Source organism: Macrococcus sp. 19Msa1099 (genome assembly GCA_019357535.2).
Lineage (GTDB): Bacteria > Bacillota > Bacilli > Staphylococcales > Staphylococcaceae > Macrococcoides > Macrococcoides psychrotolerans.
The window spans coordinates 1,534,597-1,546,503 of sequence record CP079955.1 but is presented as its reverse complement, the minus strand read 5'-3'; the positions used below and the strand labels follow the sequence as shown (position 1 = coordinate 1,546,503).

Genomic DNA, 11,907 nt, shown 5'->3' with positions numbered 1-11,907 from the left:
TATTTCACATGGGGTCTATTTTATTTTCTTTTTAATAATTTCGATAATGCGATGATACCAACTGCAGCACCTGCTGCAATACCAGCATTCTTCTTCACTTCAGGTGTTGCGACGGATTTGTACACAAGCTGTAAGTTTTGCGGACGCTCAGCTAAGCGACGCATGAAGTAACCGTACCAGTCTTGTCCGTAAGGTACGTATGTACAGAAATTATATCCTGAATTTGCTATCTCTACTTGAAGCTCAGAGCGGAAACCATACAGCATCTGGAATTCGATTAAGTCTTTGTTTAAGTTATGCTGTGCAATAAATTTCTTCACGTGATCGATAATGTTATGATCATGTGTTGCGATTGAAGTCATTGCTTTCGCATTTAATAGACGTTGCTCGATGATCTTGATATAGTTCGCATCGATCTCTTCTTTTGATTGGTATGCTATTGATGCATCTTCTTTATATGCACCTTTTACAAGGCGTAGACGTACGTCCTGATATTTATCAATTTCTTCAGAAGCACGGAAAAGGTAAGCCTGAATGACAGTACCGACATTTTTAAATTCACCTTTTAAACGATCTAACATTTCGAATGTCTGTACAGTGTGACTGTAATCTTCAGTGTCCATATTCACATGCATATTGCCGCATTCATAAGCTTTCATTAAGATCTCACGAACGTTTTCATAGCAGAACTCAGGGTCAACATCCAATCCAATCTGTGTTAACTTAATCGACATATGTGCATCAACACCTGTGTCATAAATCGCCTGGATCATTTCTAGAATATTATTCTTAGCAGCTGTCGCTTCTTCTTTTGAGAAGACGAATTCTCCTAAGTTATCCACCGTAGCAGAGATATTTTTTGCGTTTAATGCGCGGATAGATTCGATTGTCGTCTCAATATCTGTTCCGGCAACAACTTTATGTGCCCCTAATGCTAAACCATATTTCTTAGCTGCTGTATTCAATGTTTCGTTCTCACTTAGTTTGATGAAAAAATCTCTTGTTAAACCCATTTTACATCCTCCTTGTAGTCTTTCATTATTTTAATAATAATGAAAACGCTTTAAAAGGTCAAAAGAATTTTGTGGATTATTTATTAATTTGTGTAAAAATTCCTTTAATAAATATTGTGAATTATTGAAAATATTATTAACTCGTGTAAAATGAGTATTGCTATGAACCACAAGCGGTGCCTATTGTGCTGAGATGATACGCTTGAACCTGTAAGGTAATGCTTGCGCAGGAATGTGGCTTCTGGTTCATAAGCAATGAAAGGAGATTGGTTATGAACAGAGAGAGAACGGTCATATTGCTAGAAATTGCCATGATGGCAGCATTTGCAATGGTGCTGGACTTTATTGATTCACAGATTAAAGGGATATTCTTCGGGTTAAGCTTGAGCTTCTCGATGGTACCCGTGTTATTACTGTCATTCAGAAGAGGTGTTAAAGCAGGGATGACGGCAGGATTCTTATGGGGATTACTGCAGATTGCAGTTGGAGATGCAGCAGGTAGTATCGTACATCCCCTACAGGGCTTTCTTGATTATGCGTTCGCATTTACATTGATTGGACTCGCAGGACTTGCTGGACAGCCAGTCAATAAAATGAAGATTGTAATCTTTACGGCACTTGCAGTTTTCGCGCGCTACTTCATTCATTTCTTGTCGGGATGGGTATATTTTGGAGCTTATGCGCCAAAAGGGCAGCCGGCATGGTTGTATTCATTGCTCTATAACGGACAAATTGCACTTATTAACGGTATCACATGTATTATTATTCTGGTAATCCTGTTCACTGTAGCCCCGAGATTATTTAGTGTGGCAAATTATAACAAATATTAAGCTCTAGTCTTCGGACGGAGCTTTTTTATGTTCCGTGATAAAATCAGATTGGACAGGTTCAGAGCTTATTTCTATAAAGAATGGTAATGAGATAATTGTTAAAAATGCGATAACAACCTTTTTCAGTAGTTTCATCATGAGCCCCCTCTTAAATTAATTTAATTGTAGCGAAATATTGTAAATATCCGTTAAAAGAAAGATTAATTTATTGTATAGGATTGTAAATCTTCTTTATTGAGTACAATCTAAAGTGAAATTGTTATAATAAGTAGAAATAAATTAAAGGAGTATTGGGATGAGAGATCTAGGGGTATATTTCGGAACATTTGCACCATGTCATGTAGGACATCTTGAACAGATTATTCGCGCAAAACGTGAGAATAAAAATGCACTTGTCATCGTTTCTGGTTATGATGATGACAGAGGAGATAAAGTAGGAATGAGCTTGATGAATCGTGTGAAGGCAATGCGTGAACTGCTAAAGGACGATGAAAATGTAACCGTGGTCACACTCGATGAAACGAATATTCCAAGGTATCCGGCTGGATGGGCACCATGACTTGATTTATTACGAGATAAGATTCAGTCACAAGCAGTAAGCCTGGATTTACCGATGGAATCTGTAACGTTTTATGTGGGAGAAGAGGAGTATATTGAACCACTGGATACATATTTCACGGAAGCGTTTCTAGAAAGTGAGATACAAATTACAAAGGTAGATCGCAGAATTACCGGTATCAGCGGAACGTCGATACGTGAGAATCCGATTTTAAACTGGGATTTTGTAACACGCCCTTTCCGAAGATTCTTCGTTAAAAATATATTGATAATCGGAACGGCAAGTACAGGAAAGACAACGCTCGTGAGAGACTTAGCAAGACGCTATTCAACCTCATATTCTTTGGAATATTCAAGAGAGTATCAGACAACAAGACAAGTCCGCGATGATGAACTGGATATAAAGGACTTACACACAATTGGAATTGGTCAGTTTGAGTTGAATCGTAAACACATTCATTCTCCAGGAACGCGTAAAGTATTCTTCGCAGATACAGATGTGATGACGACGAAGCTTTATACGAAACTCTATGCACCTAAAGAAGATTATGAGAAGATTGCACCCGTATTTGATTACTATATCTCACTTCAGACATGGGCGCTCATTATCGTATTACCACCAACAACGAATTATGTAGATGACGGTTTCAGAGATATGTCGATGGCAGACGAAAAGGCACGCCTTGATATGCATCAAATGTTTCTGGATGAAATTAAATATCATGGTCTGGAAGATAAGATGGTCGTATTAAAAGGGGACAGTTTCCAGGAGAAGTACGAAGAAGCACACTGTCTTGTTGACGCAATACTTGCAGATGGCAAAGATAACTAAGGAGATGGGATATGTTTTTAGTTAAGGACTTTAGAGGTTTCACAACTTATGAGAAAGTGTTCTTCGGTTTATTCATGCTCGTACAAGTAGCGATACTGGTTTACTTCAGAATCGTAGATGGTACGACAGACTGGCTGAATGTAGTAGCGAGTGTGACATTGGTACTATGTCTTATCATGAGCGCAAAAGGAAGATTATCAACATTCGTATATGGTTTAATCAGTGTCTCTTTGTATGGATGGATTAGTTACCAACATGGTCTATATGGAGAAGTTGGATTACAAGTTGTCTTTATTGTGTTTCAATTCTTAGGTTTCGCAACTTGGGTTAAAAATAGACACTCAGATCACATTACCGACGATCCGGAAGTAATGGATGTCGATACTAAAGGACTTGATTCTAAAGGATGGATATCAACAGCAATTTTTACAGTAATATTGTATGCAGCAATATCAACAGTGTTAACGATGATACATGCAAAACAGCCATATTTAGATAGTCTGAATGTAAGTTTAAACATTATTGGACAAACATTGATGACATTAAGATTTAAAGAGCAATGGTTCTTCTGGATGGCAGTTAATGTAGTATCTATTTCATTATGGGTTAGAGCAATGATGTTAAATGGTGAAGTAGATGCAACGAGTGTAACTATGGCAGTTATGTGGCTTGCTTCATTAATTAACAGTGTGTATGGATATTACAACTGGAAAAAATTACAGAACATTCATGTTGTATCTTAAAAATGAAACCGGCAGATGCCGGTTTTTTTATTTTGCTGGGAATTTGAGTGAGTTGGCTCATAAAAAATAAACATGAGCCAAGATGGCAGTGCAAGGAGCAGGAAGCACTTCAAGTTGGCTCATAAAAAATAAACATGAGCCAAGATGGCAGTGGGAGGAGCAGGAAGCACTTCAAGTTGGCTCATAAAAAATAAACATGAGCCAAGATGGCAGTGGGAGGAGCAGGAAGCACTTCAAGTTGGCTCATAAAAAATAAACATGGGCCAAGATGGCAGTGGGAGGAGCAGGAAGCACTTCAAGTTGGCTCATAAAAAATAAACATGAGCCAAGATGACAGGAATATCATATAAGTTATTACGAACCTTAAGAAAGTTCGCCGGACCGTGAAGAGAAATAAGGTATACGAATATGTTACAATATCAACAATTACGTTTACTATTTTGAACATCTTTATTGGAACGATCGCAATTTTATATTTCAAGATAATATTCGACAAGGAGAAAAAGAATGCAGATCATTAATAATCCAAAACAGTTGGAAATTCTTAATATTTTATTTTCAAAAGGTAAATCATTAAAAGTAAAATTTCAAGAGATTATGAACGTTATCTCACAATAAAGTCAATCAGGAGTTTACAATGTACAAATATATTTTATGTGATTTAGATAATACGATCCTCGATTTCAAAAAAGGTGAAGAAACTGCGATTAGGCGTGTGTTTGAGTCGGAAGGTGTGACTTTTTCTGATGAATTATACGCACGTTATCATGATATTAATGTCGGGCTTTGGCGTGAGCTTGAAGCGGGTAGAGTTGATAAGCGTCATGTACTGACACATCGCTTTAAAGTTTTCTTTAAGACGCTTGGTATTGATGTGGACGGTGCAGTGAAGGAACAGATTTTTAGAGAGCATATTAATAACAGCCATGATCTTGTGGATGGCGCATTGCAGTTTCTGGATTATTTGAAGCGTAAGGGCTACATCCTTTGTACTGCAACCAATGGGGTGTTCTATACCCAGATGAAGCGCATGAAAGATGCTGGTATTCTGGAATATTTCACGCATCACTTTATATCTGAGGAGATTGGCTATGAAAAGCCTCATCACAATTTCTTTAAACATTGTATCGAAACACTTGAAGTCAGAGATTTATCGGAAGTTCTGATGATTGGAGATACATATACGTCAGATATCATCGGGGCACATCAATTCGGGATAGATAGCTGCTACTATGGCGTAAAACAAGTAGATGCCACGTATCGCATTGAAGAATTAGAAGAAATTAAGAGTATCTTATAAGGGGAGATAGCGATGTTTGAGATTAGAAGTGTCAATATTAATGATGCTGAAGGGATTCTTGAGTATTGCAAGATTGTTGGCGGGGAAACAGATAATCTATTGTTCGGCAGTGAAGGACTAGGTTTCTCGGTTGAAACAGAACGTACGATTATAGCGAATATTGCAGCGAAAGAGAAGGATATTATGCTTGTTGCAATGGATGAGGATAACGTTGTAGGTATTGGAAATATAATGGGAAATGGTCGTATGAGAATAGAACATCAAGCACGACTTGCAATATCGGTGCGTAAAGATTACTGGGGACAAGGCGTTGGAAGTCGAATAATGCAGTCATTGATTGATTTTGCAAAAGAAAGGTCAATCGAAGTTATTACACTTGAAGTTTATCATGCCAATGAATCAGCGATAAACTTGTATCAGAAGTTCGGTTTTAAAGAAATCGGTTATTTTAAGAATTATTCTAAAGTGAATGATGAATATAAAGATGCTGTATTGATGAATCTATATCTTTAAATTACTGTAGTTTGTGAATGTCCACATAGCGGTCACTCATACAAACTTAAACTTCATCCTCGAGTTCATTCTGCTTTACATCAAGCGCTATATTCCCTATTATCTAATTGAAAGAAGGGATAATATGAATAAAGAACAATTAAAAGCACAGATTTTAGAAGCGCATAACTTTCGCTTCGCTACGAAAGTATTCGATAAGGATAAACCTGTTGACGAAAGTGATATGAAATTTATCTTAGAAGTGGGTCGATTAAGTCCATCTTCTATCGGATTAGAGCCGTGGCGCTTCGTAATTCTAGAAAATGAAGCGGTGAAAGAAGAGATTAAACAGGTGGGCTGGGGCGCAGCGAAAGGTCAGTTAGATACTGCAAGTCACTTTGTTTTAATTTTGGCGAAACGTAATGCACGATATGATTCAGAACTGTTTAAAAATCATTTCGGGCCACGTGTAAACAATGATGAGATCCTACAGAAGATGATCCGCATTTACGAAAGTTTCCAGACGACAGATATTGATGTTGCAAATGATGAACGTACATTATTTGACTGGGCAGGTAAACAGACATATATCGCATTAGGTAATATGATGACAGCAGCAGCAGAAATCGGTATCGATTCATGTCCGATTGAAGGATTTAACTATGAAGCGGTTAACGATATATTAGCTAAACATGGCGTGATGAACCCTGAAGAAGAGGGGATCTCAGTTATGGTGGCTTTCGGTTATCGTGCACAAGGTCCAAAACGTCCGAAAGCACGTCGTCCATACGATGATGTAGTTAGTCGTTTTTAATTGTTAATTTAATGTAAATAAATACGTCAATCTTTAAGAAATCTTAACATCGCACTGCGTATATTGATGTTAAGATATAGATGTCTTAGATTTATTAATGAAGAGGTGTCTATATGTTTAGAGATATGGCGTTTTATATTTTCGGTGGTACACTTGACCCATTTTTTCAATTGTTCGTGTTTGAGCCGATTGTCATCACGATTATCGCTTTAATTGCTGCAATAATTACAAAGAAAGCATGGACGATGGCGCTTGTTATTATTGTGCTGAACATTATCGACAATGCAATCGATGTGAATTACTTGTATGGTGCTGAAGGTATCGGTTCGATTTTATATCATAATGTAACATTCTTCTTTATGAACTTCTTCTCGATGTTCTATGAATTTCTATTAAGCTTTATTATTGCGGGCTTACCGTTTATGCATAAAAGGTTCGGAATCGCATAATAAAAATGGGTGAGAGATATTTCTCTCGCCCATTTTTATTGTTCATGCATCTTTTTGTACTGTTTTCCTTTGGAGATATAACGTTCAATATTCGCGGCCATTTCCGCTTTATCTTCTTCTGTCAGCTCTCGAATGACTTTAGCCGGGCGTCCGAATGCTAATGTATTCGGTGGAATCTTCTTCCCGGGCGGAACAAGAGAACCAGCACCAATAAATGCGTTTTCGCCAATTTCAGCCCCATCAAGAATGGTAGAGTCCATCCCGATCAATGCATTTTTACGAATAATTGGTGAATGAAGAGTGACGCGGTGACCGATTGTTACGTTGTCTTCGATAATAAGTGGTTTTCCACCTGACTGGTGTAAACAACATAAATCCTGTACATTTGTTCCGTTACCGATAGATACAGGTGCTACATCTCCTCGAATTACTGTGCCATACCATATTGTAGCGTCACGCCCGACTGTAACATCTCCTGTAACTACAGCATTTGGAGCTACAAACGCTGAGTCATCGAGTTGAGGAAGCTTACCATCATATTCATATAACATACATTTCCCTCCATGAAATAAAATTATTTGGTATAATAATTTTATCATTAATAACAAGTAGTATGAAATATAAAGGAGCATCATTATGTGGAAGTGGGAAACAGAGGGAACACCAAAAGGGGTTGTCGTCATCGTACATAATTTACTTGAACATCATGGACGTTACGCATGGTTTATAACGAGGTTGCGTAGAGATGGGTATCATGTGATTATGGGAGACCTTCCTGGCCAGGGACAGACATCGCGTGTGAACCGTGGGCATATCGAATCGTTCGATGTTTATGGTGAAAAAGTATTGGAATGGATAGAGGTCGCAGAAGAATATCATATGCCGGTGTTCTTGATAGGTGTGGGTTTAGGCGGACTCATCGTAACAAATCTTCTGGAGAACGTTGATTTAAAATTAGAAGGCGTAGTATTATTATCTCCATTATTTGGCTTTCAAAATACAGTGACGACACGTAAGAATTTCCTGGTATCTGGTCTGAGTTCAATTTCGAAGGAAGCAAAGTTCGATATGAATATCCCGCTTGAGGACTTGACGCGTGTACAGGCGAATATTGATGAACTGAAAAAAGATACATTAATGGTACAGAAAGTAAGCTTTAATCTATATAAATCGATTATCGAATCTATGAAAGCAACAATGGAACATATTCATAAGATCGGGGATGTACCGTTGATGATTATGTTCAGTGATGCAGATAGGGTTGCAGATGTTGATCAAATTAAATTGTTTACTAAAGAGGTTAAGACATCAGAAATCTACATTAAAAACTGGCGTACGCTATACCATGAACTGCATAACGAACCAGAACGTGATAACGTCTTATACTATGTCGAATCATTTATGAATAACAGGATGAATTATGTAGGATTGATTACAGAAGATTCGGGTATACAGTAAGATATGTTTGATGTGAGGTGGGAATATGTCTAAATATAAACATGAAGTGAGTGATATGGTATTACTGAACGAACTTCAGCAGGAGATTGATGAAATATTTGATCTCATCAGTGATAATTTTAATTTATCGAAAGAAGAATATATTGTTATGGTTACATTATGGGAGAAAGGTCCAATGCCGATGAAGGCTCTGGATGAATACTTAAATATTAAACCCTATAAACGCACGCGCTTTTATAATACGTTAGTTGAAAATGGCTGGATAAAAAAGGTGCGTCCAGCAGACGATGAACGTACGGTCATGATTTATTATAACGAAGAAAAACTTCCGATAAAGGAAGAGATTGTCAACTGTGCGTGTGAGTCTCTTAAAGGAAAAAAAGAACAGATGAAGGCACACTTTGATGCAATTATGGAAATATGCGGATAAAAAAACGCTGATCAGAAGATCAGCGTTTTTCTATTGCGCATATAAATGGCGGATTGTTTTTCTGATTAATAAATTCATACTTAAAGATATGAGCATCTTCTTGATTGAATTGTTGCAGATAGTTTAATACAACCTCTTTTTCAATCTGACCTTCAGCATGCCCTGGATATATGACTAATATGATGATGCCTTCTTTTTCCAGTATAGAAAATATGCGCTCAATGGCCTGAATTGTTGTCTGTGGCAATGTTACGATCGATTTATCTCCTTTAGGTAGGTAGCCTAAGTTGAAGATTGAAAGACGCACAGGAGAATCGACGTAATCCAGAACGTTTTGATGACCATCCAAGTGGTATTCAATATTATTGAATGCTGCTGTTTTATCCTTTGTATTATTAATCGCTGACTGCTGTATATCAAATGCATGGATAACGCCAGTGCCCTGGAGCTGCTGTGCTAGATAGAGCGTATCGTTGCCATTACCGCACGTCGCATCGATTACTGTTGCGCCTTGTTCGATATATGTGTCGATAAGTTTTCTTGCAAATGGAAGGATGCCGAGTGCTTTCATTGTTCAATCCCAAAATATTTACCTTGATAACTGTCACGTTTTTTCAGTTCGTCATCAATGCCGTTTAACACTTCCCACTTGTTTACGCTCCACATTGGTCCAATCATTAAATCGATTGGCCCATCCCCTGTTATGCGATGGATAATCATTTCCTCTGGGAGTATTTCAAGCTGATCCGCAACGAGTTTTACGTATGTTTCCTGATCCATAAATTCAAGCATTCCTTTTTCATACTGCTTGACCATCGGCGTCCCTTTTAATAGATGAAGCAGGTGAATCTTAATACCTTGAACATCCATCTGTGAAACAACGCGTGCCGTTTCCATCATCATATCATAATCTTCAAGCGGCAGACCGTTAATAATGTGCGTACAAATGTTAATATTATGTTTACGTAGTTTAGCGACGCCGTCATAGTAACATTGCATATCGTGGGCGCGATTGATAATATTAGAAGTCTTCTCATGAACGGTCTGCAGTCCAAGTTCGACCCAAAGGTAAGTACGCTCATTCAGTTCTGCTAAATATTCAACAACATCATCCGGCAGGCAGTCTGGTCGTGTAGCGATTGACAAGCCGACAACACCGGGAATTGCAAGCGCTGCTTCGTATTTTTCCTTTAACACTTCAAGTGGTGCGTGTGTATTGGTAAATGCCTGGAAGTAAGCGATATATTCACCATCCTGCCATTTCTCGTGCATCTTATTCTTAATCTTTTCAAACTGAACTGGAATTGGATCTACGCGATCTCCAGCAAAATCACCGCTTCCAGCAGCAGAGCAGAACGTACAACCGCCAAATGCGACAGTGCCGTCTCTATTCGGACAGTCAAAGCCACCTTCCAGCGCAACTTTAAATATTTTCTTGCCAAATTTATTGCGGAGATGGTAGTTCCATGTATGGTATCTTTTTTCATCAAATGCATATTTAAATGGTTTCATAATCTTCCCTCTTTCTTAATATATGGATTTTAACATATAATAGAGTTGTTTGGGATAAATTAATATAGAAGGTGAGGTAAATTAATGAAAATGCCAAAAATTGTGTGGCTGCTTGTTATCGGTATGGCCGTGAACGTTACAGGAGCAAGCTTAATCTGGCCACTGAATACAATTTATCTACATAATGAACTCGGTAAAAGCTTAAGTCTTGCAGGATTTGTCTTGATGCTTAATTCTGGTGCATCCGTTCTTGGTAATTTATTAGGGGGCACATTGTTCGATAAGATAGGAGGATACCGCTCAATCTTGATTGGTATCGTTATTTCAGCAATCAGCCTTCTCGGCATTATATTCTTACATGGCTGGCCTTGGTACGCGGTATGGCTCGTTATACTTGGCTTTGGCTCAGGTATCGTCTTTCCTTCCATCTATGCGATGGCAGGTAGCGCATGGCCTGAAGGGGGGCGCAAAACATTTAATGCAATCTATATCTCTCAAAACCTTGGTGTGGCGCTTGGAGCGGCATTAGGTGGATTTATCGCTGACCTTAGTTTCACGTATATCTTCATTCTGAACTTCTTGATGTATGCGGTCTTCTTCTTTATCGCATTCTTCGGTTATCGTTCAGCTGAACCGATTGCCGCGGGTAGCAATGTGATGCGTGACGTCGGAAACATTAAAGACAAAACTAAATTCAACGCACTGTTAATGGTCTGTACAGCCTACTGTTTGTGCTGGATTGGATACGTGCAATGGCAGTCGACGATTTCAAGTTATACGCAGGACTTAGGCATACCGCTTAAAGCATATAGCTCATTATGGGCAATGAATGGTGTGCTGATTATTGCTGGCCAGCCACTGATTGCTCCTATTATCAATCGACTGTCAACACGTATAAAAACGCAGATTGCTATTGGATTTGTCATCTTTATCGTATCGTATATTGTGACAAGCTTTGCCGATACATTTCTTATGTTTATGCTTGGAATGGTGATATTAACAATCGGTGAGATGTTTGTGTGGCCGGCAGTTCCGACTATTGCGAATATGCTTGCACCGAAAGGACGAACAGGCGTCTATCAAGGCATCGTCAATTCAACTGCAACATTAGGTCGTGCAATTGGGCCGTTGCTTGGTGGGTTCTTAGTCGATGCATATAATATGGATATTATGTTTACAGCGATGATCTTCTTTATCGCAATCGGCTTTTTCTTTCTCTTCGTATTTGACCGCAAGATCAATCTCTATGAATAAGAGTAAAGATACACTGATTTTTTAAAATATTTGCATAATTCAAAATAATGGTGTGAAATTAAAAAATGTAACTTTTTCTGAAAGGGTTGCGCAAATATAAAATAACCCTTATTATAGATTTAACTAGAGTAGTAACGTGAATCGTTTTCAAGGAAGCCAGTGGGTGCTGTGAACTGGTAAACGTGAAATGTGAACTTGCTGGGGTTTAAACTGAATCAACTA

Annotated in this window: 16 protein-coding genes and 1 riboswitch; of the genes, 11 read left to right on the top strand and 5 right to left on the bottom strand. The window is 38.2% G+C overall.

Going from position 1 to position 11,907, the window contains the following annotated elements:
• Nucleotides 1–20: 20 nt before the first annotated feature.
• On the bottom strand, nucleotides 21–1,013 hold the full coding sequence (locus tag KYI10_08085) for a proline dehydrogenase family protein (protein ID QYA32340.1): 993 nt from the start codon (nucleotides 1,011–1,013) through the stop codon (nucleotides 21–23).
• Between the two features lie 162 nt (nucleotides 1,014–1,175).
• Nucleotides 1,176–1,263, top strand: a riboswitch (TPP riboswitch).
• Nucleotides 1,264–1,285: 22 nt separating this feature from the next.
• Between KYI10_08085 and thiT the strand changes: the two genes are divergently transcribed.
• Nucleotides 1,286–1,843: an energy-coupled thiamine transporter ThiT gene (thiT, locus tag KYI10_08080; protein ID QYA32339.1), complete on the top strand. Its 558-nt coding sequence runs from the start codon at nucleotides 1,286–1,288 to the stop codon at nucleotides 1,841–1,843.
• A 3-nt stretch (nucleotides 1,844–1,846) separates the two neighbouring features.
• Here thiT and KYI10_12645 read toward each other — a convergent pair whose 3' ends face one another.
• A complete protein-coding gene (locus KYI10_12645; GenBank protein ID XBW67562.1) occupies nucleotides 1,847–1,981 on the bottom strand; it encodes a hypothetical protein in 135 nt (44 codons plus the stop codon).
• Nucleotides 1,982–2,138: 157 nt separating this feature from the next.
• Between KYI10_12645 and KYI10_12640 the strand changes: the two genes are divergently transcribed.
• The 7 genes from KYI10_12640 (at nucleotide 2,139) to KYI10_08050 (ending at nucleotide 7,031) form a co-directional block, all read left to right on the top strand.
• Nucleotides 2,139–2,402, top strand: a complete 264-nt coding sequence (locus tag KYI10_12640) for an adenylyltransferase/cytidyltransferase family protein (GenBank protein XBW67561.1) — start codon at nucleotides 2,139–2,141, stop codon at nucleotides 2,400–2,402.
• Between the two features lie 54 nt (nucleotides 2,403–2,456).
• Nucleotides 2,457–3,233 (top strand): AAA family ATPase, encoded by a 777-nt coding sequence (locus KYI10_08075; GenBank protein ID XBW67560.1) that lies wholly within the window; start codon nucleotides 2,457–2,459, stop codon nucleotides 3,231–3,233.
• Between the two features lie 11 nt (nucleotides 3,234–3,244).
• Complete coding sequence (gene pnuC, locus KYI10_08070) at nucleotides 3,245–3,976, top strand: nicotinamide riboside transporter PnuC (GenBank protein QYA32338.1); 732 nt, start codon at nucleotides 3,245–3,247, stop codon at nucleotides 3,974–3,976.
• A gap of 637 nt (nucleotides 3,977–4,613) precedes the next feature.
• The gene (locus KYI10_08065; GenBank protein ID QYA32337.1) at nucleotides 4,614–5,276 is read left to right on the top strand and encodes a YjjG family noncanonical pyrimidine nucleotidase; all 663 of its coding nucleotides are present in this window, start codon (nucleotides 4,614–4,616) and stop codon (nucleotides 5,274–5,276) included.
• 12 nt (nucleotides 5,277–5,288) lie between these two features.
• Nucleotides 5,289–5,789 (top strand): GNAT family N-acetyltransferase, encoded by a 501-nt coding sequence (locus KYI10_08060; GenBank protein ID QYA32336.1) that lies wholly within the window; start codon nucleotides 5,289–5,291, stop codon nucleotides 5,787–5,789.
• Nucleotides 5,790–5,913: 124 nt separating this feature from the next.
• On the top strand, nucleotides 5,914–6,582 hold the full coding sequence (locus KYI10_08055; GenBank protein ID QYA32335.1) for an NAD(P)H-dependent oxidoreductase: 669 nt from the start codon (nucleotides 5,914–5,916) through the stop codon (nucleotides 6,580–6,582).
• A 113-nt stretch (nucleotides 6,583–6,695) separates the two neighbouring features.
• Nucleotides 6,696–7,031, top strand: a complete 336-nt coding sequence (locus KYI10_08050; protein QYA32334.1) for a hypothetical protein — start codon at nucleotides 6,696–6,698, stop codon at nucleotides 7,029–7,031.
• A 35-nt stretch (nucleotides 7,032–7,066) separates the two neighbouring features.
• Here KYI10_08050 and KYI10_08045 read toward each other — a convergent pair whose 3' ends face one another.
• A complete protein-coding gene (locus KYI10_08045) occupies nucleotides 7,067–7,582 on the bottom strand; it encodes a gamma carbonic anhydrase family protein (GenBank protein QYA32333.1) in 516 nt (171 codons plus the stop codon).
• Nucleotides 7,583–7,667: 85 nt separating this feature from the next.
• On the opposite strand from KYI10_08045, the gene KYI10_08040 reads away from it, so the two are divergent.
• Nucleotides 7,668–8,489 carry an alpha/beta hydrolase gene (locus KYI10_08040; protein QYA32332.1) on the top strand — a complete coding sequence of 274 codons (822 nt, stop codon included), beginning with the start codon at nucleotides 7,668–7,670 and terminating at the stop codon, nucleotides 8,487–8,489.
• Between the two features lie 25 nt (nucleotides 8,490–8,514).
• Entirely contained in the window at nucleotides 8,515–8,919 is a 405-nt protein-coding gene (locus KYI10_08035; GenBank protein QYA32331.1) for a MarR family transcriptional regulator, read from the top strand.
• 19 nt (nucleotides 8,920–8,938) lie between these two features.
• Here KYI10_08035 and KYI10_08030 read toward each other — a convergent pair whose 3' ends face one another.
• Nucleotides 8,939–9,490 (bottom strand): class I SAM-dependent methyltransferase, encoded by a 552-nt coding sequence (locus KYI10_08030; GenBank protein QYA32330.1) that lies wholly within the window; start codon nucleotides 9,488–9,490, stop codon nucleotides 8,939–8,941.
• A complete protein-coding gene (locus KYI10_08025) occupies nucleotides 9,487–10,434 on the bottom strand; it encodes a TIGR01212 family radical SAM protein (protein QYA33941.1) in 948 nt (315 codons plus the stop codon). Before KYI10_08025 ends, KYI10_08030 begins: the two co-directional genes overlap by 4 nt.
• Before the next feature lie 81 nt (nucleotides 10,435–10,515).
• Here KYI10_08025 and KYI10_08020 point away from each other — a divergent pair, with 81 nt between their 5' ends.
• A complete protein-coding gene (locus KYI10_08020) occupies nucleotides 10,516–11,685 on the top strand; it encodes an MFS transporter (protein QYA32329.1) in 1,170 nt (389 codons plus the stop codon).
• Nucleotides 11,686–11,907 lie beyond the last annotated feature (222 nt).